Origin of the sequence: Streptomyces sp. NPDC050842 (assembly GCF_044456565.1) — a bacterium.
Classification (GTDB): domain Bacteria; phylum Actinomycetota; class Actinomycetes; order Streptomycetales; family Streptomycetaceae; genus Streptomyces.
Genome location: NZ_JBITGA010000003.1, coordinates 66,395 through 92,006 on the forward strand (window position 1 = coordinate 66,395; position 25,612 = coordinate 92,006).

Consider the following 25,612-nt stretch of genomic DNA (forward strand, 5'->3'; position numbering starts at 1 on the left):
CGTGATGGCAGATACGGATCTGATCCCCGCACCCCTGTCGGTCGAGCGCCGGAAGAGCGCCCCGGAGTACGCCTCGCTCGACGAGCGGACGACCCTCGACGCCGGCGCGGGCACCGAGAGCACCGCGCGCTGGCTGCGCGCCACCCTGGGCGCCGCCACCGGACTGCCGTTCGCCGACGGCGCCGGACCGCACGCCGTCCGCCTGCGGATCAGCGAGGACGTGGCACGGGAGCACGGCCCCGAGGGCTACCGCCTCTCCACCGACGGCTCGTTCGCCGGCTCGTTCGCCGACGAGGCCGCCGGCTCGGCCGTCCTCATCGAGGGCGGCGGCCCCGCCGGGGTGTTCTGGGGAGCCCAGACCCTCCGGCAGCTCCTCGGCCCGGACGCGTACCGCAAGGCGCCCGTGACGGCGGGGGAGTGGAGCCTGCCCCGGGTCACCGTCCGGGACGCGCCCCGCTTCGGCTGGCGCGGGCTCCTCCTCGACGTCTCCCGGCACTTCCTGCCCAAGGACGACGTCCTGCGCCAACTCGATCTGCTCGCCGCCCACAAGCTGAACGTCTTCCACTTCCACCTCACCGACGACCAGGGCTGGCGCATCGAGATCAAGCGCCACCCCAGGCTGACCGAGGTCGGCGCGTGGCGGTCCCGTACCAAGTGGGGACACCGGGCCTCGCCCCTCTGGACCGAGGCCCCGCACGGCGGTTTCTACACCCAGGACGACATCCGCGAGATCGTCGCCTACGCCGCCGAACGGCACATCACCGTCGTCCCCGAGATCGACCTCCCGGGCCACGCGCAGGCCGCGATCGCCGCGTACCCCGAACTCGGCAACACCGACGTCGTCGACACCGCCGCCCTCACCGTCTGGGACACCTGGGGCGTCAACCCGAACGTCCTCGCCCCGACCGAGGCCGTCCTCCGCTTCTACGAGGGCGTCTTCGAGGAGGTCCTCGGCCTCTTTCCCTCCACCTTCGTCCACGTCGGCGGCGACGAGTGCCCCAAGGACCAGTGGAAGGCCTCCCCGGCCGCCCAGGCCCGCATCAAGGAGCTCGGGCTCGCCGACGAGGACGGGATCCAGTCCTGGTTCATCCGCCACTTCGACCGCTGGCTCGCCGCACGCGGACGCCGCCTGATCGGCTGGGACGAGATCCTGGAGGGCGGCCTCGCCGAGGGCGCGGCCGTGTCGTCCTGGCGGGGGTACGCGGGCGGGATCACCGCCGCCGAGGCCGGCCACGACGTCGTCATGTGCCCCGAGCAGCAGGTCTACCTGGACCACCGTCAGGCGCCGGGCGACGACGAGCCGATGCCCATCGGGTACGTCCGCACCCTGGAGGACGTCTACCGCTTCGAGCCCGTCCCGCCGGGGCTCTCGCCGGAGGCCGCCGCCCACATCCTGGGAACCCAGGCCAACGTCTGGACCGAGGTCATGGAGAACCGGGCCCGCGTCGACTACCAGGTCTTCCCGCGCCTCGCCGCCTTCGCCGAGGTCGCCTGGTCCGCGCTGCCCACCCCCGACGACCGCGACTACGCGGGCTTCGAGCGCCGGATGGACACCCACTACCGGCGCCTCGAAGCCCTCGGCGTCGACTACCGCCCGGCCGCCGGACCGCACCCCTGGCAGCGACGCCCGGGAGTGGTCGGACGGCCTCTGGAGGGGACGCCCCCGATCGTGTGAGGGAGGTCGCGCCCCCGGTTCACCCAAGAGCGGCGAAACGGAAGTTACCGTCGCTCCTGGGGCGTCCCGGACGGAACAGTCCTTCGCGGACCCTCGCGCCGGACGGCTCGGAAGATGTGCCAGAGTTGCCACGTCCGGCCTGTGAGCACGTACGGTACGCCCACACGCAGGCGCGACCGCCGGGCACAGTCGGGGACCACCGGGACACCGGGAAGGGGCAGCGGGTTGACCACGCACGCACCACAGACGGCGCAGTCCGTGACGCTGCCCGCCTCGCTCGACGAGGCCGTGGCGGCGCTGACCGCCATGCCGGCCGCCGTGCCCGTAGCCGGCGGTACCGACCTGATGGCCGCCGTCAACAGAGGTCAGCTCCGCCCCGCCGGACTCGTCGGCCTGAGCCGCATCAACGAGATCCGCGGCTGGCAGTACCAGGACGGCCACGCCCTCCTCGGCGCGGGCCTCACCCACGCCCGGATGGGCCGCCCCGACTTCGCCGCGCTCATCCCGGCCCTCGCCGCCGCGGCCCGCGCCGCCGGGCCGCCCCAGATCCGCAACGCCGGCACCCTCGGCGGCAACGTGGTCACCGCCGCACCGACCGGCGACTCGCTGCCCGTGCTCGCCGCCCTGGAGGCCGACCTCGTCGTCGTGGGCCCGCTCGGCACCCGCGAGATCCCCGTCTCCCACCTGCTCGCGGGCCGCGACCTGCTGGCCCCCGGCGAGCTGGTCGGCTTCGTCCGCGTCCCGCTGCTCCACGCCCCCCAGGTCTTCGTCAAGGCCACCGGCCGCACCGGCCCGGCCCGCGCCACCGCCTCCGTCGCCGTCGTCCTCGACCCGGCCCGGCGCGGGGTGCGCTGCGCGGTCGGCGCCGTCGCCCCGATGCCGCTGCGCCCGCTGGAGGCGGAGCGCTGGATCGCCTCGCTGGTGGACTGGGACAACGACCGGGGCCTGGCCCCGGAGGCGCTCGCGGCGTTCGGCGAGTACGTCGCCGCCGCCTGCATTCCGGACCCGCCGGGCGACGAACAGCTGCCGCCCGCCGTACTGCACCTGCGGCGCACGGTCGCCGCACTCGCCCGACGGGCACTGGGGAGGGCACTGGCATGAGCAACGACGAACAGCACGGGAACCCGGGCGGCTGGGAGCCGATCCCGCAGAGCGAGGGCTACGACGGCGACGCGACCGCCTTCGTCCAGCTGCCGCCCGACTTCATGCTGGACGGCGTGCCCCTGGAGGCGCCGGGCCACGGCTACGTACCGCCGATGATCATGCCGCTGCAGCCGCTCACCCCGGCGGCCGCGACCGATCCGTCGGCGACGGGCCAGTGGAACGTGCACCTGCCGACGGAGGCGGAGCAGGTCCAGCATTTCGACCAGGTCGAGTACGTGGACCACGAATTCGGCCAGGGCCGGGGCGCCGAGTACTTCGAGCAGGGCGAGTACGTCCAGCACGTCGAGCAGCCCGTCGAGGGGTTCGGCCAGGACCCGCACGCGACGGCGGAGTGGAACTTCACGGGCACGGCGGGCTCCACGGGCCAGTGGGAGATCCCGGTCGCGGCGGAGGTCCCCGTACCGGAAGCCGTCGCCCCGGAGGCGGCCGAGCGCCCGCTCCCCACCTCGTACGACCAGGCCCCGGCGACCCTGCCGGGCGGCGCGCCCGCGCCCTGGGCGCTGCCGGAGGAGCCGGTCGCGGAGGAGCCGGTCACGGAGACCGGTGCAGCCGCTGACGAGGGCGAGGCGGAGGAAGAGACCGAGCCCGACGCGAGTCCGGAGGACTTCGCGGAGGACGGCCCGTCGGACGTACCGGCGGACGTACCGGCCGAGACCCCGGCCGAGGGGCTCGACACGCCCGCCCCCGCTCCCGCCCCCGAGCCCGGCGCCTTCGCCTCCACGGACAGCGACGAGCACCCCCACACCTCGTACACCCTGCGGGTCAACGGCACCGACCGGCCCGTCACCGGTTCCTGGATCGGTGAGTCCCTGCTCTACGTCCTGCGCGAGCGCCTCGGCCTCGCCGGGGCCAAGGACGGCTGCTCCCAGGGCGAGTGCGGCGCGTGCAATGTGAAGGTCGACGGCCGGCTCGTCGCGTCCTGCCTGGTCCCGGCGGCGACCGCCGCCGGCTCCGAGGTGCGGACGGTCGAGGGGCTCGCCACCGACGGCGAGCCGTCCGACGTGCAGCGGGCGATGTCCAAGTGCGGCACCGTCCAGTGCGGCTTCTGCATCCCGGGCATGTGCATGACCGTGCATGACCTCCTGGAGGGCAACCACGCCCCCACCGAGCTGGAGACCCGCCAGGCCCTCGCCGGCAACCTCTGCCGCTGCTCCGGCTACCGGGGCGTCCTCGAAGCCGTACGGGACGTCGTCGCCGAGCGCGAGGCGAGCGCCGCGGCACACACGGCGCCCGACGCCGCGGCGGCCGAGGCCCGCGTCCCGCACCAGATTCCCCACCCGCACGACGGAGGCATGGCGTGAGCAGCGACGCGACCACCGCCGTTCCCGTTCCCCTGCTCCTGGACACCCCCGGGGCATCGGACCAGGAGCCGGCCGCGCACGGCCTCGGCACCTCGCTCCCGCAGACCGACGCACGGGCGAAGACCGAAGGCACCTTCCCGTACGCCGCCGACCTGTGGGCGGAGGGCCTGCTCTGGGCCGCGATCCTGCGCTCGCCGCACCCGCACGCCCGGATCGTCTCCGTCGACACGTCGGCCGCGACGGCCATGCCGGGCGTACGGGCCGTGGTGACGGCCGCCGACGTGCCGGGCGCGGCCACGTACGGCCGCCGCGTCGCCGACCGGCCCGTCTTCGCCGCCGACCTGGTCCGGCACCACGGCGAGGCCCTCGCGGCCGTCGCCGCCGACCACCCCGACACGGCCCGGCTCGCCGCGGCCGCGATCAGCGTCGAGTACGAGATCCTCGACCCGGTGACCGACCCCGAGAAGGCCTTCGCCGCCGAGGCGCTGCACCCCGACGGCAATCTCATCCGGCACATCCCGCTGCGCTTCGGCGACCCCGAGGCCACCGGCGAGGTCATCGTCGAGGGCCTCTACCGGATCGGCCGCCAGGACCCGGCGCCGATCGGCGCCGAGGCCGGGCTCGCCGTGCCGCGCCCCGACGGAGGCGTCGAGCTCTACACCGCGTCCACGGACCCGCACACCGACCGGGACCTGGCCGCCGCCTGCTTCGGCCTCCAGCCCGAGCAGGTCAAGGTGGTCGTGACCGGCGTCCCCGGCGCCACCGGAGACCGGGAGGACCCCGGCTTCCAGATCCCGCTGGGCCTGCTCGCGCTCCGTACCGGCTGCCCCGTGAAGCTCACCGCCACCCGCGAGGAGTCCTTCCTCGGCCACGCCCACCGCCACCCCACCCTGCTGCGCTACCGCCACCACGCTGACGCGGAAGGACACCTGGTGAAGGTGGAGGCGCAGATCCTGCTCGACGCGGGCGCGTACGCCGACTCCTCGTCCGAGTCGCTCGCGGCGGCCGTGGCCTTCGCCTGCGGCCCGTACGTCGTCCCCCACGCCTTCGTCGAAGGCTGGGCGGTCCGCACGAACAACCCGCCGTCCGGCCATGTGCGGGGCGAGGGCGCGATGCAGGTGTGCGCCGCCTACGAGGCGCAGATGGACAAGCTCGCGGCCAAACTGGGCGTGGACCCGGCCGAGTTGCGCATGCGGAACGTGATGGCGACCGGCGACATCCTGCCGACCGGCCAGACGGTCACCTGCCCGGCCCCGGTAGCCGAACTCCTCTCCGCGGTACGGGACTTCCCGCTCCCGCCGCTCCCCAAGGACACCTCGGAGGACGACTGGCTGCTGCCCGGCGGCCCCGAGGGCGCGGGCGAACCCGGCGCGGTGCGGCGGGGCGTGGGCTACGCCCTCGGCATGGTGCACATGCTGGGCGCGGAAGGCATGGACGAGGTCTCGACGGCGACCGTACGGGTCATGGACGGGGTCGCCACGGTCATCTGCTCGGCCGTGGACACCGGTTCGGGCTTCTCCACGCTCGCCCGCCAGATCGTGCAGGAGACCCTCGGCATCGACGAGGTCCAGGTCGCTCCCGTCGACACCGACCAGCCGCCGGCGGGCCCGTCGGCGCACGGCCGGCACACGTGGGTCTCGGGCGGGGCGGTGGAGCGCGCGGCCAAGATGGTCCGCACGCAGCTTCTCCAGCCGCTGGCCCACAAGTTCGGCATGTCGACCGAGCTGCTCCAGATCACCGACGGCAAGATCACCTCGTACGACGGCGTCCTGTCGACGACGGTCACGGAGGCGATGGACGGCAAGGAACTCTGGGCCACCGCCCAGTGCCGCCCCCACCCGACCGAGCCCCTCGACGAGGACGGCCAGGGCGACGCCTTCGTCGGCCTCGCCTTCTGCGCGATCCGCGCGGTGGTGGACGTGGACATCGAACTCGGCGCCGTACGGGTCGTGGAGATGGCCGTGGCCCAGGACGTCGGCCGCATCCTCAACCCGGCCCAGCTCACCACCCGTATCGAGGCGGGCGTCACCCAGGGCGTCGGCGCGGCCCTCACGGAGAACCTCCGCACCGCCAGAGGTCTGGTCCGCCACCCCGACTTCACGGGCTACACACTTCCGACATCCCTGGATGCCCCGGACATTCGCATCGTGAAACTCATCGAAGAGCGCGATGTCGTGGCCCCGTTCGGCGCGAAGGCGGCGAGCGCGGTCCCGGTCGTCACCTCACCCGCCGCAGTGGCCTCAGCGGTGCGCGCGGCGACCGGACGACCCGTCAACCGGCTCCCGATCCGCCCGCAGGCGGCGGTCGCCGTGCCCAATTCGTAACCATGTGATGTCCGTTGCTTGTGCAACCCGGAGGTGCGCACTGTCGTCGTTCCTGACTACAGTGAACTCCTAGACTTGGATTGACGCGGCACGGTAGTTCACACGGGGGAGGAGCGGGCATGCAAGCCTCGTTGGGTGGGATGGCGTCCGGGATGCGGGCGCAGGCCGTCAAGTACAGCGCCGACTCCATGGAGACGTTCAGGAAGCAGGTCGAGGGCCTCATCGAGGACCTTCAGGGCTCGCAGGCCGGAACCGGGAAGCTGAAGGCCGACCCGGTGACGCGCACCCAATTCGGTGGCGGCGGGGCAGCCTGGGGCGAGGCCCAGAGCGCCTATGCGGCGTACGACGGGACCCTCTCGCGCCTGGTGGAGCTCTCCGGGCTGCTCAACGACTGCCTGGAAGGCCTGGGGATCGCGGTCGTCGCCTCGAAGAACGGCTTCGAGGAGATGGACGACGACATCAAGCGCAAGATGATCGGGATCCACCAGCGGACCTTCGACGCCAAGGAGAAGGCGGACAAGGAAGCGGGCCGCGGAGCGCCCGCGAGCGAAGGCGGCCAGGCCACCGAGGGTGGCGGCAACTTCCAGTAGGCGGGTGCGGACGGAATTTCGGGGACACGGGGAAGAGGCGAGAGATGAGGCCTGCAGAGGGCGGCGGCGTCGGCAGCGGCGTCGGCGGAACGAACTTCCGCGGCATGAAGCACGAGCAGATGCTGGCGTGGCTCGACGAAGCCAGCAGCTACAACGTCGGCAGCGCGGCGGATCGGCTGAAGGCCGTCTCGCAGCAGTTGGAGACCATCGCCGGTCAGTTGCAAGCCAGCATGGGGCGCATGGACTGGGAGGGCGAGGCCGAGAAGGCCTTCGTCGAGTGGGCCAACAACGTGGCCAATTCGACGAAGGGTCTCGCGGACTACAGCGAGCGCGGGGCCATCTGGATGACGGAGAACGCCGCCGCGATCTCCTTCGCGCAGAGCGCCATGCCCCGGTACGCCTCCCACGAGTCCGCCAAGGCGAACCTGGAAGCCGCGATGAAGTACCGCAACGACCCCGACTCGGCGACCGTCGCCCGCAACTCCCGGAACGCCATGGCGGCCAGCGAAGAGCTCGCGGCCATCGAGGCCAAGGAGGAGGCGAACCGGCAGGCGGCGGCGGACGAGATGATCCGCCTGTCGCAGGCGTACCAGTGGTCGAGCTTCCACATGGGGACCACGGAACCGCCGACGTTCCCGCCGCCGCCGGGGACGTTCGTCCCGCAGAACCCGGACCAGCGGTACGACACTTCCTACATCGGCTCCACTCCGCAGGGCGACAGGTCCGTCGGTACGGACACGACCACGGGGAGACAGCGGACAGGCACCCAGCCGGATGACTCCCGGTCCACGCCCGACACGACCGTGATCCCGCCGAAGGGTGACACGGACGGGCCGACTCAGGTGATCAGGCCCGAGGACACGACCGTGGTCCCGCCGGACGTCCGGCCTGACGTCCGGCCCGACGTTCCCGTGGACCTGGGCATCGACAACGTGGACACCCTTCCGCAGCAGACCCCGACCACCACCGGTCCGGGGCCGACGACGCAGGGCACACCGCCGCCGATCACGAAGGACGGCGGTACGCCTCCGTTCGTGACCACCGGCATGCCTCCTGTGGTCACGAAGGGCGGACCGGGCCCTCTGGCCCCTACCCAGCCCGTCACCGGAGGCAACGGCAACCCTCGCGGTCCGATGCCCGGCGGCCAGCGCAGCGGGCTCAACGTTCCCCGCGAGGGCATCAGTGGCGGACGCCAGGTGCAGAGCACGCAGGGGCGTCCCCCGACCGGCCTTCCGCGCAGCACCGTCATCGGCACGGAGCAGGGCGGGCGTAACAGCACGGGCATGGGCCGCGGCCCGATGGGTGGAGGCATGGGCACCTCCATGGGAGGTGGCGCGGGCGCCGGCCAGAACGGCATCAGCGGCGGTCGCCGCCTCGCCGGTGAGACCGGCGGAGTCGTCGGCGGCAAGGCACAGCGCCCCGGCGCCGTCGGCGCCGCGGGCGGCGCGCGTCCCTTCACGCCCGGCGGCTCCGGCCTCGTGCGCGGAGCCACCACACCGGCCGGTCGCGAGCGCGAGGACACGAACGGAGAGCGTCCCGACTACCTCGTCGAGGACGAGGAGACCTGGCAGCAGGGCCGCCGCGTGGCGCCGCCCGTCATCGACTGATCAGCGCGAGGAAGCAGATGTCTACCAGCAGTATTCGTCGGAGCCGTGCCCGAGTCACCGCCTCGGCCGCCTTGGGGATGCTGTTGGTGGGCATCGCTTCCGTCCCCGCCCACGCGGAGGACTTCCGCGCCCAGCAGTGGCACCTGGATGCTTTCGGCGCCGAGGAGATCTGGCAGCTCAGCACGGGCAAGGGAGTCACCGTCGCGGTGATCGACGGCGGTGTGGACAAGCAGAATCCGGATCTTCGGGGTCAGGTGTTGGAGGGCAAGGACTTCGCGGCCTCCGTCCAGCCCGGCGACCAGTTCACCGACTACACCGGGCACGGCACGGGCATGGCAGGCGTCATCGCGGGCACCGGTGAACGTGATGGTGGCAACGGGGCATTCGGACTGGCCCCCGGCGCCAAGATCCTTCCGGTCCGCGTTCCCGGACTGGAAGGCGGCAACGTCAGCATGGTCCAGGGTGAGGAGAACTTCAACCGCGTCGTTCCTCCAGCGATCAGGTATGCGGCTGACGCCGGCGCCAAGGTCATCAACATCTCCCTGGGCACGGGGGCGGGCTCGCAGCAGCTCACCGAAGCGGTGAAGTACGCCCTCGACAAGGGATCGCTCGTCTTCGCCGCCGTCGGTAACAGCGGCGACAAGGGCAACCCCTTGGAGTTCCCGGGTGCGACTCCCGGTGTCGTCGGGGTGGGCGGCGTCGACAACAAGGGGACGCGAGTCTTCAATTCCCAGCATGGCGACCAGGTCGACATCGTCGCGCCCGGCAAGGACATCGTGCACGCCTGCGGTGGTGGCACGGGCATGTGCAAGTCCATCGGTACCAGTGACGCCACCGCCCTGGCCTCCGCCGCCGCCGCGCTCCTGTGGTCGAAGCACCCCGACTGGACCAACAACCAGGTCCTGAAGGTCATGCTCAACACCATCTCCAAGCCCGTCGGCGACAAGCGCAGCGACTTCCTCGGGTACGGCGCCATCCGCCCGCTCCGTACGCTGAAGACGCCCGGCGACCCCGGCCCGGCCGACGTCCGGCCCATCGACGACCTCACCGAGGTCGCGACCGCCACGCCTTCCGCAGCCGAAACCCGGCCCTCCGACCCCGGTCCGGTGGAGACCACCGTGGCCCCCGCGCCGGCCCCGCAGGCCGCAGCCGCCGAGGGTGGCAACACCGGGCTCTGGATCGGGCTCGGGATCGGTGCGGCTGTGCTGCTCGGGGTCGGCGTCGCCGTACCTGTACTCCGTTCGCGGCGAGGCTGAACCAGCCCGTACCGCCGAACGTCCGTGACTCACGTGGGGAAGTAGATGTCGTTCGACGAGGAGTGGGGCCAACTCCGCAGCGAGAACGCTGCCATGAGGCTCAACGGTGTGCCCGCCGAATCCGGTGGGGGCAGTGGTGGCCCCAGCGACTACAAGGTGACGTCCGCCGACCTCAAGGCCATCGGCAACGAGGCCCAGGAGCTCTTCCACTGGTTCGAGCGGGACGCCTTCCACGCGGGTGCCCAGACCGACGCGGCGGGCAAGAGCCTGGACGGCGACGGGTTCCTGACCGGATCGGCGCTGTGGGCCATGTGGAGTACCTGGCGCGACCAGGCCGAGACGCTCCTCAGCGCCTGCGCGCACATCCACAACCACCTTGAGGACACGGTCATCAGCCACGCCAACCATGAAGAAGTGCTGGTCACGAACTTCTCCATGTCCACGATCAACGAGCACTTCAAGTAAGCCGCCGGCAGGGCACGGCACAGCACGGCGCGGCAACGGCTGACGAGGGACGTTAGATGCTGAAGTTCGACCAGGTTCTCCACGCCCGGCTCGGCAGCCTCAAGGAGGCTGTGACGGGCTGGTCGGAGGCGGTTTCCAAGCTGGAGAAGTCCAAGGAAAAGGCCGAAACCGGGCTCAAGGGCAAGGCAGACAAGGCCGACTGGAAGGGCGAGAACGCCGGGATCACCCAGGAGTTCGTCCGGAAGACCGCCAAGGAGTTCGGCGACGCCCTCATCGGGGCGACCAGCATCCGCAACATCCTGCGGGACGCGGAGAGCGAGTTCCAGGCCGCGAAGAGCGAGCTGGAGAAGCTGGTCGCGGAGGCCCCGGGCAAGGGCATCCGCATCGACCAGGACGGCGCCGTCAGCCACCTGGTCCACCCCGACCGCCGCGGCAAGGACTACGACGGGCCCAAGCCCGAGCAGGCCGAGTTCGAAGCGATGCGCTCGGCGATCAAGGCCGCGGTCGACCGGGCGAACAACGCCGACGACGTGGCGTCGCGGGCGCTGCGCGGCCTCGTCGGCTCGGACAGGAACAACTTCTCCGGTACGAGCTACGACTCGCTCGCCGCCGCCTCCAAGGTGCAGGACGCCGAGGACGCGCACGCCGCCTACGAGCTGTACAAGAAGGGCGACGAGGCCACCCCGGCGGAGATCGACAAGCTCAACGCCCTCTTCAAGGCCAACCAGAAGGACCCGTACTTCGCCGAGAAGTTCGCCCTGGAGGTCGGGCCGAAGGGCAGCATGGAGTACTGGGCCGACATGGGCGACCCGAGCGACGGCTCGCGCCTCGGTGTCGACCACCGCGACAAGCTGAAGGAGCTCCAGACGAACTGGAGCATGACGCTCGCCACTGCCACCCACTCCACGAGCCCCGAGATGGAGCAGTGGAAGTCCGACGTCATCAAGGCCGGCAGCGAGCCCATCCAGACGCGCGGCACCAGCCCGTACGGCTTCCAGGTCATGAGCAACCTGATGCGGGTCGGCGACTACGACGACAAGTTCCTGAAGGACTACGGCAACGGTCTCGTGGTCACCGAGCGGAAGATGACGCACGACGGACGGCTGCCCGCCGATCGCGCCTGGCAGCAGATGGGCGGCATGCCGAGCCACCTGAACTGGCAGGGCGGCGACCTGGGCAACGATCCCATGATCGGCTTCATGGAGGCGCTCGGGCACAACCCCAAGGCGTCGACGGAGTTCTTCAACAGCAGCATCGACGTCACGCCCGAGAACACCAAGGACAACAAGAAGCTCGACCCCTTCGACTACTTCTCCAAGGACCGCCAGTGGCCCGAGGAGCTGAACGACAAGGGCGACAGGACCAAGGAGCCCGGCTACAACGCGCTGGGCCACGCCCTGGAGTCCGCGACCACCGGCCATCCGTACGACGCCGAGGTCGAGGGCCTCAAGGACGTGCGGACCAAGGAGAACGCGGAGGTCATGCAGAAGGTCGTCGAGCGGTACGGCGACGACCCCAAGTACATGCATGAGCAGAAGGGCATCGACGACAGCCTCGGCAAGATGGGCGCCGCCTACATCGACGAGCTGAACCGCTCCCTGGAGACGGACAGCGACACGACGATGGAGGAGAAGTCGAACTCCCCCTTCGGGTACAACGACGACAAGGGCAAGTCCCGGTTCGGCGAGGAGTTCGACACCGGGCTGCTCTGGAACCGCGGCGACGCCGTCAACTTCATGGGCATCGTGTCGCAGAGCGAGACCGGCCACTCCACGCTCTCGGCGGCCGAGATGCTGTACACGACGAGCGTCCTCGACGAGGTGGGCCCCAAGCCCGGATCCACCTTCGAGGACCGGGACCTCACCGACGCCCGGACGACCCTGCGCATCGGGTCGGAGGCGCAGGGAATCATGGACGAGTCCCGCATGGCGCAGATCGACAAGGACTACGAGAAGGACTCCGAGGAACACAAGAAGGCCGTCGGCAAGACGACCGAGTGGGTCAAGTTCGGGGTCGGCGCGGTCGCGGCGGGCGGTGTCGTCGCCCTGACCGGCGGCGCCGGTGGCGTACTCGTACCACTGGCCGCCGAGACGGTGGGCGGCGCCGTGGTGACCTTCATCGGCATGGAAGCCACCGACATGGCCGAGAAGTACGAGAAGGACGAGCTGCTCAAGAAGAAGTCGGACGACCTGAAGGACGAGGCACTGGCCATGGGCAAGGAGAACTCGCTCAGGCCGGGCATCGCCTACGCGAACGCCCCCGGTTGGAGCGAGCGGGACCGGAACTACCTCGACGAGGAACTGGTCAAGTACGTCCGGGACTCGCGCATGCACTCCCGCGACAACTCGCTCCCCGACCCGTACGAGCAGAAGAAGTGACGGACATGCGGTCTGCGTTGACGCGACTTGGGGCGGCTGCGGCCGTGGCCGCCCTCCTCACGGGCTGCTCCGGCGGCGACGGCGGGGAAGCCCCGAAGGAACCGGAGGGCCTGGCGGCGGCCGAGGTCTGCGGGGGCTTCGCCCAGGACGCGCCCGCTGCCGCGGCGCTCAAGGCCGTCCTGGGCAGCGAGCGTTTCGAGGACGACCTGTCGAAGCCGGACAAGGCGCTCGCCAGGCTGAGTGACGACGCCGCCGAGCCGTGGGCCGACTCCTACCGGCCGCAGGCGGTGCGGTACTGCGGCCTCCGGCCCGCCGAAGGCGGTCAGAAGGACCTCAAGATCGAGGTGGGCGCGGTGGGGAAGGGGCCTTACCTGGACGCGAGGCTCGCCAAGTCGGTGACCTCCTACGCGTCAGGACTCGAGGCGTTCACTTCCTCCGGCGTCGGCCATCTCTACTTCTCCTGCCGCCTCAAGGCGCCCGCCCACGAGATCGTCGTCGAGACGACCATCTGGGGCCCGGCCGGCATCGCCGAGACGGACCTGGAGCAGCGGACCCGCCTCATCACCCTCGCCAACGCGGCGGCCCGGCAGGTTTCCGGGGAGCTGGGTTGCGAGGACGACGGGCTCGCTGCGGGCGTGCCCTCGCCCACCGCGAACGCGACGTCGTAAGGCGGGAGGGCGGGGAGGGGCGCCGGCTCACCGGCCGTAGACCGGCATGGCGTAGATCCGGCCGCCGCGGGCGATGAAGACGCGGTTGCCGTCGCTCGCCAGCTGGTAGGCGCCCTCGCGTTTCATCTTCGCGACGAAGAGCTTCTCGTGGGTGGTCTTGTGGAGGACGTGGACCACGCTGTTGTCGGGCGAGTGGAACCAGACCGTCGAGCCCGCCACAACAGAGGGGTTGAGGGTGCCGGCGCCCGAGCCCAGGCCGTCCAGGGCGTCGTACCAGTCCGAGACCGGGTGGCGGACGTCCAGCATGGTGCTGAGGCGATAGATGCTGTAACCGCGGCTGGCCATGACGTAATCGCCGTCCACGGCCGGGGTGCCCCAGCCGTATGTCTCAGTGAGGGGCTCTTCCTCCCAGAGGAAGTCGCCGCGGTCGAGCCGGCGGGCCATGAACGTGCGGCCGACGAGGTAGGCGATGTTGTCGCCGAGCACCGGGGGCTGGCCGTCGGTGCCCATGTTCTTGACCTCCCAGTCCGTCTCGCCCGTCTCGGTGTAGAGCCCGGCGACGTAGCCGTCCCTCCCGTGGATCACGAGCCGCTTCCTGCCCACGGCGGCCTTCGCGGGGCCGTTGTGCGAGCGGGGCGACGTCATCGGGCGCGTCCAGGTGGTGGCGAGGGTCCAGGCGTTGATCGCGCGGAGCTCGTTGTCCTTCGACACCAGGTAGACGTGGGTGTCGTCGGCGGCGAGGAGGTCGTCGACGTCGTTCTGCGTCTGCCAGACGGGCTTGCCGGTGGAGGCGACGAAGGCGTGCGCGACGCCGTTCTTGTCGACGCCCACGACGAGCCGGTCGGCGACGGAGACGTACCCGGCGTCGGCGTCGATCTCCTTGGCCCGCCACCGCTCCTTGCCGTTCTTGACGGAGAGCGCGAGCAGGCCGCCCGTCCTCGCCTGCACGATCACCACGTCCCGTACAGGCAGGGGGAGTTGCCCGCCGGCTGCCGTGACGTCCTGGGGTCCCCACAGGGGCTTGGGGGTCTCGCCGTACGCGTTGTCGATGATCGAGATGAACGCCGCCTCGGGGGTCGCCACGGCGGGCGGCACGTCGGCGGTCGGGGACTTCTCCTCGCCGCGGTTCAGCCACCAGGCGCCCGCCCCGCCACCCGCGCCCAGGACCGCCACGCCCACGGCCGCGCCGGTGAGGAAGCGGCGGCGGGTCGGCTTTGCTCCGGGGACGGCGGTCTCCTCGGGGGCCGCCAGGCGCTTCGTCGCGGTCTCGCGCCGCTTGATGTCGTCGGCCAGCGGGCCCTTGCGCCAGGCGCGGTCTGCGCCCTTCGGCGGGGCGAAGGCCTGGGCCACCTGCGGCGGAGCCGGGCGGTACGCCGGGTCCTTCGCCAGGCACGGGCCGATCAGCTCCTGGAGCTCCGGCGGCACCAGGCTCAGGTCCGGGGCGCCGTGGACGACCTCGTACTGCACCGCCGCGACATGGGCCGCGTCGAAGGTGCGCCGGCCGCTCGCCGCGTACGCGAGGACCGCGCCCAGCGAGAAGACGTCCGAGGCCGGGCCGACGCGCTGCCCGAGGACCTGCTCCGGCGCCCCGTACCCCGGGGTGACCGGGATCTGGCCGGTCGTCGTGAGGGTCAGGCCGTGCTCGGGGCGGGCGATGCCGAAGTCGATGATCCGCGGACCGGTCGACGTGAGCACGATGTTCGCGGGCTTCAGGTCGCGGTGGACGAGTCCGGCGGCGTGGATGTCGTGCAGCGTGCGCGCGAGCTGGGCGGCGAGGGCGCGGACCGTCGGCACGTCCATCGGACCGTACGCGCGGACGGCGACGTCCAGCGTCGGGCCGGCGAGGAACTCGGCGGCGATCCACGGCCGCCCGCCCTCGGTCTGCGCGTCGAGGACCCGGGCCACGCCGGGGCTCGTGACGGCCCGCGCCATGTCGGCCTCGCGGACGAAGCGCTGGGCGAGGTGCTGGTCGTGGGCGAGCTCGGGGCGGAGGACCTTGACGGCCGCGGGGGCGCCCGAGGCGTCACGGCCGACGTACACCTTGCCCATGCCGCCCTCGCCGAGGACGCCGAGGAGGCGGTACGGGCCGAGCCGGAGCGGGTCGCCGGTGGCGAGGGGCTGCGTGGTCACGAGGGTTCTTTCCGGTGGGGTGGGGGTGGTGAGGGGAGAGATAGAGGGCGAGCGGCGGGCTGTCAGGCGAAGGGGATGGCGACGACGGACGACTTCCCGGCGCCGATGATCCGGGCCCGGTCCTTGTCGACGACGTAGCGGGTGGCGTCCGTCTGGAACACCCAGGCGGAGAGGCCGCTGTCCAGCTCGACCGCGCTCAGACCGCCCCGCACGGGGGCGTACACGTACCTGTCGCCGACCACAGGGGCGGCGAAGAATTCAGGAGCCAGGGAGCGGGGCGAGGGCGACTCGTTCCAGCGTCGGGTACCGCTCACGGCATTGACGACCGCGAGCCCCGGCTTGTCCCTGGCCTCGTGCGCGTAGACGAACCCACGCGAGACAGCTGGTACGCCGTAGTTGGTGCTGCCGGTGCCGGAGCCGTACTCCCAGGCGATCCCGCCGTCGGTGAGCCGCAGCGCCCGGAGCCGGTCGCCGCCAAGGTAGACGTGCCGGTCGTCGGTCGCGAGGTGGCCGGGGATGAACGCCGCGGAGTCCTTCAGCGGGAGCCGTCGCGTCCACAGCTGCCGCCCGTTGCGCACGTCCCTCGCCTGGACGAGGAAGGTGTCGAGGTCGCCGCTGTTCTTGCCCAGGATCAGGCGGTCGCCGACGACCTGGGCGAGCCAGGGGCGGACGCCGTCCCACTCGTACGGCTGCCGCCACGCCTCCTTGCCCGTCCTCAGGTCGACGGCGAGCAGGTGCCAGCCGACCTTGTCCAGGTCGGAGTCGAGCTCCCTCTTGCCCAGGCGTGAGGCGGTGAAGAGGATGCCGCCGGCCGCGGTGAGGAGCTGTGTGGTCGTTCCGTCGATGCCCTTCAGTTCGATCGTCCGGGCCGTCTCCTTGCCGGTGCGCGGCGCGAGCGTACGGATCTTCAGGGCGCCTGGGCCCTCGTAGGGGCCGTCGGACAGGTAGTAGTTCGTGCCGTCGGTGGTGACCTGGTGGGGTTCCATGACCGCGGACTCGGTCCAGAGCTCGCTGCCGTTCTTCGTGTCGACGGCGCGGAAGGCCACCGTCTCGGCGAAGCCCACGACGTCGTCACCGGCGAGCAGCGGGGTGATGCGCTCCTCGCGGTCGAGGACGTCGTCGTCCTGCCACAGCGGCGCGGGTGCGCCGTCGGCGGCCGTCGGGGCGGGGACGGCGGTGGGGCCGGTCGGGGTCGGGGCGCCACCCGTGGCCGTACCGCCCTCGGTGTCACGGGAGTTCAGCCACGCCCACACCCCCGCGCCCGCTCCCGCGAGGCCCAGCAGGGAGCCTCCGCCCAGGGTGAGGGCGCGGCGGCGGGAGAGCGGGGTGTCCGGGGCGGTCTCCGCGAACGCGGCTCCCGCCGGGGCCGGGAGGCGGTGCGGTGCGTGGAGCCAGACGTCCGTCGCCCGGCGGGCGATGTCGGCGAGGAGCAGCGGCGGGAGGTGGTCGGCGAACTCGCCGTGGCCGTCGTGGAGATGGGCGGTGATGTCGGCGGTGGTGGGGCGGGCCGTCGGGTCCTTGGCGAGGCAGGCCGTCAGGAGCGGCAGCAGCGCCTCCGGTACGCCGGTGAGGTCGGGCTCGGCGTAGCGCACGCGGTACAGGAGGTCGGCGGGGGAGCCCGTACCGAAGGGGCCGTGGCCGGTGGCGGCGAAGACCAGCACGCCCGCGAGCGCGAACACGTCGCCGGCCGGGGGGTGTTCCTGGCCGCTCGCCTGTTCCGGGGACATGAAGGCGGGGGTGCCGGCCGCCGCTCCCGTACGGGTCAGGTGGTCGTCGCCGGCCGCGCGGGCGATGCCGAAGTCGATGATCTTCGGGCCGTAGGCGGTGACGAGGACGTTCGACGGCTTCAGGTCGCGGTGGACCACGTCCGAGGAGTGCAGCTGGGCGAGGGCTCCGGCGAGCGCGGCGCCGAGGGCGCGGACGGTCGGCTCGGGGAGCGGGCCGCCGAGCGCGACGGCGTCGTCGAGCGGCGGCCCGAGGACGTACTCGGTGGCCAGCCACGGGGTCTCGGCCAGCGGGTCGGCGTCGACGACGGCCGCGCCGTGGCGCGCGCCGATGATCCGCGCCGCGTCCGTCTCCAGCCGGAAGCGGGCGCGGAAGGCGGGGTCGGTGGCGAGCCGGGCGTGCACGGTCTTGAGAGCGACCGTGCGGCCGCCGGGCGTGCGCGCCAGGTAGACCGTGCCCATGCCGCCGGAGCCGAGGCGGGCGAGCAGGCGGTACGTGGCGACCGCGGCCGGGTCGTCGTGGGTCAGGGGCGACAGCATGAGGTCAGGTCCGTCGGATCGAGAGCGGGGGCAGGGGGACGGGGAGGGGCAGGGGGAGGGGAGCGGGAGGGCGCGTCACGTGCGTACGGGCGTGACGGGCTCTGCGTGGTCCGCGTGGCCCGCGGGGCCCGCCTGCTCGGGTACCACGGGCAGTTCCGCGGCCAGTAGCTCCGCCGACTGGCGTGCGAGTGCGGCGACCACCCGGCCCGGCAGCCAGCCGGGGGTGAGCAGGGCGCCGGCCGAGTTCAGCACCGTCTGGTGCGCCGTCGGCGGCGCCAGCGCGGACATCACGGCGGCCGCGGTGGGGCGGTCGGCGGGGTCGCGGGCCAGACAGGAGGAGACCACCTGGCGCAGGGCGGGCGGGAGTTCCTCGCGTTCGGGGACGGTGTGGCCGGTGGCGGCGTACGCGAGGACGGCGCCGAGCGCGAAGACGTCGCCCGGCGGTCGCGGCCGGCCGCCCGAGGCCTGTTCGGGGGCGAGCGACCCCGGGTCGAGGCCCGGCAGGCCGGTGCGCGGCTCGCCGTCGGCCGCGGCGGCCCGTACCGCGCCGAAGCACGTCAGCCGGGGGCCGTCGGACGTGAGGAGGACGGCGGCGGGGGAGACCCCGGCGTGCGTGAGGCCCTGGGAGTGCGCGGCGGCGAGCGCCTCGGCGAGGGCGGCGCCGACGGCCCGGACGGTGGTCTCGGGCAGCGGGCCGCCGTGGACGGTGAGGGCCACGGGGAGCGGGAGGGCGGGCACGTACGGACTCGCGTACCAGGCGGGGCCTGACCAGGCGGGGGCGGCCGGTTCGGTCGGTTCGGCCACGTCCGTCACCGGGGCGATCCACGGGCCGAGGAGGTGGCGGGCCGCGCCGGCCTCGGCGGTGAAGCGGGCCGGGTCGGTGCCGGGCAGCGGGGCGCTCAACAGGACCGTACGGCCGCCGTCCGGGGTGCGGGCGACGAACCGGCGGCAGGGGACGGCGGAGGTGGGTGGGTCGAGGCGGGTGATCAGCCGGTACGGGCCGATCCGGCGGTCCGGTGTCGCCTGCTGCTTCTGGGGTGCCCGCTGCTCCTGGGGCGTCCGGTGCTCCTGCGCTGCTCGTTGTTCCTGCGCCGCTCGGTGTTCCTGTGCCGCCCGTTGTTCCTGCGCCGCTCGGTGTTCCTGCGCTGCTCGTTGTTCCTGCGCCGCTCGGTGTTCCTGCGCTGCTCGTTGTTCCTGCGCCGTCCGCGCCGCCGCCCCGGATGGCGCGGAGTCCCCTTGCGTGCGCGACCGTTCCACCGGTGGTTCCCCCTGTTGCTGCGACTGGCGTGGCGACGCTCCCGGGGCGACCCGGGGCGGGTCGAGCCTACCGAGGCGACGGGGCGTGGCGCCGGGGCGGGGCCCGGCCCCCGCGCCCGTGCGGTACGGGCCGGGGGACGGGTGAGCCCGGAACGTCCGAGGCTGTCCGGGTTGCGAAGGTGAAGTGGGCCTGTGCGCGCGGTGAAGCGTCGGGAAGATGTCGTTCCGCCAAGGAATTCCGGGTGGGGAGTGCTCGAACGCATGACTGCGGTACTACGATCGCCGTGATTCCGTGGGCACGGAACTTGCTGAGGCGAAGCCGGAACGATCACCACGCGATCGCCGGCACGATCACCGCGCGGGGGAGAACATGTCGTTTGACGAGGAGTGGGCGTCGGTCCGGTCCACCTCCACGGCCAGCGTGAGCATGAGGCTCAACCAGGTCGCTCCGGAGCCCGGCAGGGGCGGCGGCGGCAACGCCGACCTCAGCGTCGACCAGGACAAGCTCGGGGCCATCGGCAGCGCCGCCTACGCGCTGCACGGCCGGCTCGTCAAGGACGGGAACCACGCGCGTACGAACACCACGGAGGCGGCGACGGGCATGTCGAGCAACGGCTTCCTCACGGGCTCCGCCATGTCGACCGTGCAGGAGACGTGGAGCTCGCAGCTGAACACGCTGCTCGACGCCTGCGCCAACATCTCCAACCACCTCGACTACAGCGCGGCCTCCCACGCCAAGGAAGAGGAAGACATCAGGGCGGCCATGGCGGCCTCCAAGATCAACGAGTACTTCAAGTAGGCGGGGGCCCTCCTGTGTTGACCTACGACAACGTGCACCACGCGCCGCTCGACAAGATGAAGGCGGCGGCGGACGACTGGTCCGCGATGAAGGGCAAGCTGGACAAGCTCGCCGACGACGCCCGTACGACGATGGCCGCGAAGGCCAAGGACGACTACTGGCGCGGTGTGAACGCCGAGGTCACGAAGCCGTTCGTGGACAAGACCGCCAAGGAGTTCGAGGACGCCGCGAAGGCCGCCGACGGCATCCACAAGGTCCTGGAGGACGGCTACAACGCCTTCAAGAAGGCGAAGGACGACCTCAGGACGATCGCCGAGACCGACGCCCCCGCCAAGGGCTTCCGGGTGAAGCCCGACGGCACCGTCGAGGCCAGGGAGCCGCTGTCCTCCACCAAGGACCAGGGCATGCGGCACGACCCCGACTTCCAGGACCTCGTGCGCAAGGAGCGCGCCGACATCCATGCGATGGAGGAGCGGATCAAGGCCATCCTGGAGGTCTGCAGCGAGGCCGACGTGGCCTGCTCCAACGCGCTCAAGGCCAACATCACCGGCGACAAGCACAACTTCAGCGCCCCGAAGTACGCGAGCCTCGACGCCGAGGAGGCGCAGCGCGCCGTCGACCTGGCCAAGAAGGGCCGGGACATCTCGCACGAGGAGCTGATGCGCCTCAACGAGCTGCTGAAGGACAACAGCGGCTCGAAGGAGTTCTCCAGGACCTTCTACGACGGTCTCGGGCCCAAGGGCTCCCTGGAGTTCTTCGGGCAGCTGTCCACGGACACGTACGACTACACGAAGGTCGACAAGGAGCGCCTCGCGGACGTCCAGGAGCTCCAGAAGAACCTGGGCCTCAACCTGGCGACGGCCACGCAGGGCGGCGACGCCTGGACCGACAAGTGGTCCACGGACATGCGCAAGCTCGGCACGGAGCGCATCCCGCTCGTCAAGTACGACAACAACCCGGCCTTCGGCTACCAGTTGCTCGGCGGCATCATGCGCTACGGCAACTACGACCCGAAGTTCCTGGTCCCCATCGCGGAGCACGTCACCCAGCTCCACGCCAAGGACCCGTACCTCTTCGCCGACAGCAAGTCGATGATCAACGGCGGGCTGAAGAACCAGTACAACCCCTCGGGCGTCAACGGCGCCGGCTACGACCCGATGGTGTCGATGCTGGAGGCGCTGGGCCACAGCCCGGAGGCGGCCAAGGAGTACTTCTCCAAGGACCCCACGTCGTACAACAAGGACGGCAGCCTCGGCGGGTCCGTCGACCTGAACGGGAAGCAGGACGGGAAGCAGGCCAGTTACCTGGACTACTTCGCCAACGACAAGTACGACTTCTTCCCCGACATCGACGGCCACCACCCCGACGACGCCAAGAAGTCCGCGGACTACATGCCCGACGCGTTCGGCCACGCCCTGGAGGCGGCGACGCTCGGCCACGGCTGGGACGACCCGAAGCCGGAGCTGAAGCGCGACGAGACCAGCGCGGAGATCATGTCGCAGGTCGTCGAGAAGTACGGCAGCGACCCGGAGCTTCTGAAGAAGTACCAGTCCTCGATGGCGGACAGCCTCGGCAACATGGGCGCCGGATACATCGACGACCTCAACTGGGCTCTCACCAAGAACGACCCCGAGAGCGTCTTCGCGCCGTCGAAGATGCCCGGGGCCCACCCGGAGTTCGGGCGGGAGGGCGCGATCGACTTCCTGACCACGCTCGGCCAGCACCCGGACGCCTACGCCACGGTCTCCACCGCCGAACGTCTCTACACCACCAGCGTGCTGGAGTCGCAGGTCGGCCCCGACGGGAAGATCGACGAGGGCGGCGCGCGCGCCACCGTGTACACGGGGGCCACGCTCCAGGGCGTCCTCGACGAGTCGCGTGCCAACCAGGTCGAGGCCGAAGGCATGAAGAAGCACGAGGAGTACGAGAAGGCGCAGGCGGCGAAGGCCGGCTGGGTGGAGCTCGGCGCCACGGTCGGCATCGCGGCCGGTGTCGCCTTCCTGCCCGCCACCGCCGCTGTCGGCGCGGCCGCCGTCCTCGTACCGCTCGCGGTCGACACCGGCTCCGGCGTCATGGAGCAGCTGGCCGGACAGGTCATCGGCGACTGGTCGGACAAGTCCGTGGACGACCACAAGGACAAGACCGAGGAGCAGATCCACGACGACAAGAAGGAGCTGTACACGGCGGGCCGTTACAGCGCCGAGTCGCCGATGGAGCGGTTCCTCGCGCAGCACAGCGGTCAGGTGAGCAGCGAGTTCAAGCAGGACATGATCGAATCCGTGGACGGTGGCTACGCGAAGGGCAACGACCACGCGAACCAGACGGGCAACAGCCCGGAGACCGGCTGAGCCGAAGTCACCACCGCCCCTGTGCCGTACCTCCGCCGTACCTCCGCCGCCGACTCCGCGAGGAATCCTGATGAGAAGAGCATGCGCATCCGTATCGACCGTGCTGGCCTTGGGCCTGCTCCTCACCGGCTGTGGCAGCGGTGGGGAGGAGCCGGCTCAGGCCGCGCAGCGGTGCGACGGGACGCTTTCGCCGGCGGCGGTCGGGGCGCTCGAGTCGGTACTGGGCACGAAGGAGTTCCGCTCGGCCGGTACGGGTCTCGAGCCGACCGTGAAGGTGCTGATCGAGGACCAGGCGCGGGAAGGCAGGCCGCCGGGGCATCCCGCCATGTGCGAGGTCGGCACTGACGCCGACTCGCGGCTCGGTGTCACGATCGGTTTCCGGTTGTACGAGGACGCCGACCTGCACGACGACGGCACCCAGCGGACGGGCGCAGGCCGGTACCTCTACGCGATGGGCCGGGAGACGAGCACCGACAACAAGACCGCACGCGTCTTCCTGGCGTGCTCCAGCCCTCGGCTGAAGGGGTCGGAGACCGATCCGGCTCCCCTCGAAGGCATGCTCACTTTCGAGAAGCCGGCGAAGGGGGCCTACCCCGACAACACGCCCGCCACCCGGGAGGCGTACCTCACCGTCCTGCACTCCGTCACGCTGGCGGTCGTCAAGGAACTGGGCTGCGAGAACGACGCCGGGCTCGGCGAGAAGCCGGTCTTCCAGGAGAAGAAGTGGCGCGGGGAGCAGAAGCCGTGACGCTGATCGTGGAGACCGTGATCGGAATCGAACCGACGTAACTCGCTTTGCAGGACTGTCCCCGCTGGCCGGGTCGGAGATCGGGGCGGTTCACGGCCGTTCATGAGTGTCCATCTGGCCTACTCCGGCCGGGCCCGCGTACGTCGGTGAACGACGACGTGCGGCCATGAACGAGACGGAAACTGAGACGGCCTTGTGAACTGCGACCAGCACACCCAGCCGTTCACGGGGGTCGGTAGGGCCAGGGTGCGACCATGAACGGAGCCCGCAGCGACTGGTGCCCCCGAGCGGCTTCACGAGGACAGGCGGCACGAACGGTAAGGAAGAAATCATGCTTCGTCGCACGTACCTCATTCCGCCCTCCTCAAGCCCCACCGATGAACCAAAAGGACGCATGGAGGCTGCCCTTGAATGGATCGCTGGCCGTAGCGAACTTCCGACTTCCATTAATTCGCGAGCGAGAGGGTGGCAATTTCGGCTAAATGGAGTTAGGCGTATCCGTCGATTTTCCCAGCGGGATATCGAAGAGAACGCCAATGCGCGCCTTCCGCAAGGGGAGGAAGTTTCGTTCCGTGCGATCTGGATGGTTGAGTTCTACACGCCACCGGATGCGGGTGACATGTACAGGAGGCTCCAGCAGCTCGATGGGGTTACCCCTGCGGCAGCTCCGCAAGGTTATGCGGAATGGTTCAAGGGTGCCCGAACGGCTGATGGGGGAGCTTGGATCAGGCTACCCACTTTTGCCGCGTCTGGGCAATCGTCGTTGGGGTGGGGGGAGCAGATCTCCGCAAAGCTACCTGAGGGTGTCGGTCACGTTTGGGTCGGCCTGATGGCTGTGACGCATGGGATTAGTGCACTCGTCCTTAGGTTTGAATACGACGAGGATTTCGCAAGGGAATACGGGGAACTCCTTTGCGACGATCAGGGTAAGAGATTGGAGCGCATTGGTAATGGGTATTCCATTGTGTCTCCTATGTTCATGAAGTCGCGAAGAGTCAGGGAGTGGCGACGGCGGCGGATTGAGCAGGCCAGCTCGTGGGTATCTGTCCACTTTCCCGGGCACTTCACTCGACAGGCGGAAGCGCATCCTGCCATCCAATTCGTTACGACGAAGAACCTGGATCCGTGGCTAGAGCAGTCCTCAGGCAGCATGTCCGATGGCTATGGTGTGCTCGATCTGAGGTCAGACTTCACATCGCACTGGGAGTCATCCTATCCAACGTCCCTAAGGTTTCGACGGGCGACTGAGCGCACGGAGTACTGGTACCAACGGGACGAGGCGCTTGCATGCGCCGCGCGTGAGTCGGATTTGCTGTCCGCAGAACCTATTGGAGTGGGGTCCCTCTGCTCTTCTAGTGTCAGTCATGCCATGCAAGGGCTCGATGAAAGCCTCACTGAAATTGCCGTTAGGTGGGGTCTGTACTCCTATGTCGCCAATTTGAGTGATCAGATCGCGGACGTGCGAGATAAGGCTACTTTGATCGCGAACGATGCGACCCATGGGTCGTTCGTAGCTCTTCGGAATCGCCTACTGGTAAGCGGAATTGAAAGTCAACTTGTGGCAAAAGAGATTGTCACCTTCTCTGCGGGTGATAGGTGGGACGGGGGAGGTCGATTGAACGAGATTCTGCCCCAAGCGCTTTCGGATCTAGGCAGGTCTCCGACCTCATTCCACTCCGTGCTCGCGAGGTCTATTGCGCGTGAATCGTTGCGAATTTCTGAGTCGGAAAAGGAAATCCGGGATTTGGTGTCGGCTGCCGCTGGACTGACTAACGCCGCGTACGGAATCCGACTGCAAGCGGTAGTTCTCTGGCTTACGGTCGTTTCGGTATTGGTGGCGATTGTTGCACTGGTCGTTGCATTTGGTGATGCGGGCTGAACGCGGACATCGCCACTGGTGCCGTGGCGCGTCGACAGGACAGCCTGTGAGACAGGCGGCCGCGAGAGCCACGTCCCAGCGTATGGTCGCTATGTGTTCGCACTTTTTGATCTCGACAACACTTTGATTGACAGGAAGCGGGGATTGGGTGAGTGGGCTCGGCAATTTACGCGGTTGCGCTCACTGCCACCCGCCGCCGCGCTCGTGATTAGACGTCATCTCATTTGGTGAGCCTGTGCGACGATTCGTCAGCCAGTGGGAAGCCATGAGCGGGGGCGAAGGTCGATGGAGTACGTCAATCTTGATGCGCAGGTTGGCGAGCTGTCAGGGGTCTTGGATCCGGCTCGCTACCTGAGCCATCTACCCTCGATCTCCGGTGACCTGCCGCCGGGCGCCCGGGCTTTCGCCACTGACGCGGACCACTACGACTTTCGCAGCAGTCGATGCGTGAAGGACCTGACGCTTCGGGCCGTCCGGGGCGCCGGCGGTGAGGAGATGGAGGTCGAGTTCCGGCACAACTGCTGGAAGCACGACCAGGACCTGCTGATCCACTATGCAGGGGTGTCCAGCTTCGTCATCGATCCCGCCGACGAGGACCGAGGAACGGACCTCGGGACGGTGATTCTCGACGAGATCCTGCCGCACAGGGTCGGCTGCAGCCACGAGATCGCCTGCTGGGACGGCACGCTCACCATTGTCTGCCGTGAGCTCCAGGCGACCTGGACTGGGGCCGTCTGCTCCAGCAAGTCGTAGGCGCGA

Annotated in this window: 18 protein-coding genes and 1 tRNA gene; 15 read left to right on the forward strand and 4 right to left on the reverse strand. The window is 70.4% G+C overall.

Annotated features, from left to right (window positions below; all coding sequences use genetic code 11):
* The first annotated feature begins 4 nt into the window (after window positions 1-4).
* From ACIBG6_RS09495 to ACIBG6_RS09540, 10 genes are all read left to right on the forward strand, one after another.
* Window positions 5-1,675 carry a beta-N-acetylhexosaminidase gene (locus ACIBG6_RS09495; RefSeq protein ID WP_399222013.1) on the forward strand — a complete coding sequence of 557 codons (1,671 nt, stop codon included), beginning with the start codon at window positions 5-7 and terminating at the stop codon, window positions 1,673-1,675.
* Between the two features lie 225 nt (window positions 1,676-1,900).
* Window positions 1,901-2,776, forward strand: coding sequence for an FAD binding domain-containing protein (locus ACIBG6_RS09500; protein ID WP_399222014.1), 876 nt, complete (start codon window positions 1,901-1,903; stop codon window positions 2,774-2,776).
* Window positions 2,773-4,140, forward strand: coding sequence for a 2Fe-2S iron-sulfur cluster-binding protein (locus ACIBG6_RS09505; protein WP_399222015.1), 1,368 nt, complete (start codon window positions 2,773-2,775; stop codon window positions 4,138-4,140). The genes ACIBG6_RS09500 and ACIBG6_RS09505 overlap by 4 nt, the downstream gene beginning before the upstream one ends.
* A complete protein-coding gene (locus tag ACIBG6_RS09510) occupies window positions 4,137-6,464 on the forward strand; it encodes a xanthine dehydrogenase family protein molybdopterin-binding subunit (protein ID WP_399222016.1) in 2,328 nt (775 codons plus the stop codon). Before ACIBG6_RS09505 ends, ACIBG6_RS09510 begins: the two co-directional genes overlap by 4 nt.
* A gap of 119 nt (window positions 6,465-6,583) precedes the next feature.
* Entirely contained in the window at window positions 6,584-7,054 is a 471-nt protein-coding gene (locus tag ACIBG6_RS09515; RefSeq protein WP_399222017.1) for a hypothetical protein, read from the forward strand.
* A 44-nt stretch (window positions 7,055-7,098) separates the two neighbouring features.
* Window positions 7,099-8,661: a hypothetical protein gene (locus ACIBG6_RS09520; protein WP_399222018.1), complete on the forward strand. Its 1,563-nt coding sequence runs from the start codon at window positions 7,099-7,101 to the stop codon at window positions 8,659-8,661.
* A 77-nt stretch (window positions 8,662-8,738) separates the two neighbouring features.
* Window positions 8,739-9,917 (forward strand): type VII secretion-associated serine protease mycosin, encoded by a 1,179-nt coding sequence (mycP, locus tag ACIBG6_RS09525; RefSeq protein WP_399222671.1) that lies wholly within the window; start codon window positions 8,739-8,741, stop codon window positions 9,915-9,917.
* A gap of 45 nt (window positions 9,918-9,962) precedes the next feature.
* Window positions 9,963-10,382, forward strand: coding sequence for a hypothetical protein (locus ACIBG6_RS09530; protein ID WP_399222019.1), 420 nt, complete (start codon window positions 9,963-9,965; stop codon window positions 10,380-10,382).
* A 56-nt stretch (window positions 10,383-10,438) separates the two neighbouring features.
* Complete coding sequence (locus ACIBG6_RS09535; RefSeq protein WP_399222020.1) at window positions 10,439-12,760, forward strand: hypothetical protein; 2,322 nt, start codon at window positions 10,439-10,441, stop codon at window positions 12,758-12,760.
* A gap of 5 nt (window positions 12,761-12,765) precedes the next feature.
* Window positions 12,766-13,428 (forward strand): hypothetical protein, encoded by a 663-nt coding sequence (locus ACIBG6_RS09540; protein WP_399222021.1) that lies wholly within the window; start codon window positions 12,766-12,768, stop codon window positions 13,426-13,428.
* 27 nt (window positions 13,429-13,455) lie between these two features.
* Here ACIBG6_RS09540 and ACIBG6_RS09545 read toward each other — a convergent pair whose 3' ends face one another.
* The 3 genes from ACIBG6_RS09545 to ACIBG6_RS09555 form a co-directional block, all read right to left on the reverse strand.
* Window positions 13,456-15,558 carry a protein kinase gene (locus ACIBG6_RS09545; protein WP_399222022.1) on the reverse strand — a complete coding sequence of 701 codons (2,103 nt, stop codon included), beginning with the start codon at window positions 15,556-15,558 and terminating at the stop codon, window positions 13,456-13,458.
* A gap of 62 nt (window positions 15,559-15,620) precedes the next feature.
* A complete protein-coding gene (locus ACIBG6_RS09550; protein ID WP_399222023.1) occupies window positions 15,621-17,822 on the reverse strand; it encodes a protein kinase in 2,202 nt (733 codons plus the stop codon).
* 75 nt (window positions 17,823-17,897) lie between these two features.
* Entirely contained in the window at window positions 17,898-18,827 is a 930-nt protein-coding gene (locus ACIBG6_RS09555; RefSeq protein WP_399222672.1) for a serine/threonine protein kinase, read from the reverse strand.
* A gap of 622 nt (window positions 18,828-19,449) precedes the next feature.
* On the opposite strand from ACIBG6_RS09555, the gene ACIBG6_RS09560 reads away from it, so the two are divergent.
* The 3 genes from ACIBG6_RS09560 to ACIBG6_RS09570 all read left to right on the forward strand — a co-directional run bounded on the left by ACIBG6_RS09560 (window position 19,450) and on the right by ACIBG6_RS09570 (window position 22,974).
* Window positions 19,450-19,878 (forward strand): hypothetical protein, encoded by a 429-nt coding sequence (locus ACIBG6_RS09560; RefSeq protein ID WP_399222024.1) that lies wholly within the window; start codon window positions 19,450-19,452, stop codon window positions 19,876-19,878.
* A gap of 14 nt (window positions 19,879-19,892) precedes the next feature.
* Complete coding sequence (locus ACIBG6_RS09565) at window positions 19,893-22,226, forward strand: hypothetical protein (protein ID WP_399222025.1); 2,334 nt, start codon at window positions 19,893-19,895, stop codon at window positions 22,224-22,226.
* Window positions 22,227-22,296: 70 nt separating this feature from the next.
* Window positions 22,297-22,974, forward strand: a complete 678-nt coding sequence (locus tag ACIBG6_RS09570) for a hypothetical protein (protein WP_399222026.1) — start codon at window positions 22,297-22,299, stop codon at window positions 22,972-22,974.
* Window positions 22,975-22,983: 9 nt separating this feature from the next.
* Here the strand turns inward: ACIBG6_RS09570 and ACIBG6_RS09575 are convergent.
* A tRNA-Cys gene (locus ACIBG6_RS09575) sits at window positions 22,984-23,072 on the reverse strand.
* 233 nt (window positions 23,073-23,305) lie between these two features.
* Between ACIBG6_RS09575 and ACIBG6_RS09580 the strand changes: the two genes are divergently transcribed.
* Together ACIBG6_RS09580 and ACIBG6_RS09585 are read left to right on the forward strand one after the other, a co-directional pair.
* Window positions 23,306-24,853 (forward strand): hypothetical protein, encoded by a 1,548-nt coding sequence (locus ACIBG6_RS09580; RefSeq protein ID WP_399222027.1) that lies wholly within the window; start codon window positions 23,306-23,308, stop codon window positions 24,851-24,853.
* 285 nt (window positions 24,854-25,138) lie between these two features.
* Window positions 25,139-25,606 carry a hypothetical protein gene (locus ACIBG6_RS09585; RefSeq protein WP_399222028.1) on the forward strand — a complete coding sequence of 156 codons (468 nt, stop codon included), beginning with the start codon at window positions 25,139-25,141 and terminating at the stop codon, window positions 25,604-25,606.
* The last annotated feature ends 6 nt before the right edge of the window (window positions 25,607-25,612 follow it).

Bases quoted from the DNA above. Each gene is read 5' to 3' on its own strand.
- ACIBG6_RS09495 (WP_399222013.1), top strand. From the start codon at position 5: ATGGCAGATACGGATCTGATCCCCGCACCCCTGTCGGTCGAGCGCCGG.
- ACIBG6_RS09505 (WP_399222015.1), top strand. From the start codon at position 2,773: ATGAGCAACGACGAACAGCACGGGAACCCGGGCGGCTGGGAGCCGATC.
- ACIBG6_RS09515 (WP_399222017.1), top strand. From the start codon at position 6,584: ATGCAAGCCTCGTTGGGTGGGATGGCGTCCGGGATGCGGGCGCAGGCC.
- ACIBG6_RS09520 (WP_399222018.1), top strand. From the start codon at position 7,099: ATGAGGCCTGCAGAGGGCGGCGGCGTCGGCAGCGGCGTCGGCGGAACG.
- mycP (WP_399222671.1), top strand. From the start codon at position 8,739: ATGCTGTTGGTGGGCATCGCTTCCGTCCCCGCCCACGCGGAGGACTTC.
- ACIBG6_RS09530 (WP_399222019.1), top strand. From the start codon at position 9,963: ATGTCGTTCGACGAGGAGTGGGGCCAACTCCGCAGCGAGAACGCTGCC.
- ACIBG6_RS09535 (WP_399222020.1), top strand. From the start codon at position 10,439: ATGCTGAAGTTCGACCAGGTTCTCCACGCCCGGCTCGGCAGCCTCAAG.
- ACIBG6_RS09540 (WP_399222021.1), top strand. From the start codon at position 12,766: ATGCGGTCTGCGTTGACGCGACTTGGGGCGGCTGCGGCCGTGGCCGCC.
- ACIBG6_RS09550 (WP_399222023.1), bottom strand. From the start codon at position 17,822: ATGCTGTCGCCCCTGACCCACGACGACCCGGCCGCGGTCGCCACGTAC.
- ACIBG6_RS09560 (WP_399222024.1), top strand. From the start codon at position 19,450: ATGTCGTTTGACGAGGAGTGGGCGTCGGTCCGGTCCACCTCCACGGCC.
- ACIBG6_RS09570 (WP_399222026.1), top strand. From the start codon at position 22,297: ATGAGAAGAGCATGCGCATCCGTATCGACCGTGCTGGCCTTGGGCCTG.
- ACIBG6_RS09580 (WP_399222027.1), top strand. From the start codon at position 23,306: ATGCTTCGTCGCACGTACCTCATTCCGCCCTCCTCAAGCCCCACCGAT.
- ACIBG6_RS09585 (WP_399222028.1), top strand. From the start codon at position 25,139: ATGGAGTACGTCAATCTTGATGCGCAGGTTGGCGAGCTGTCAGGGGTC.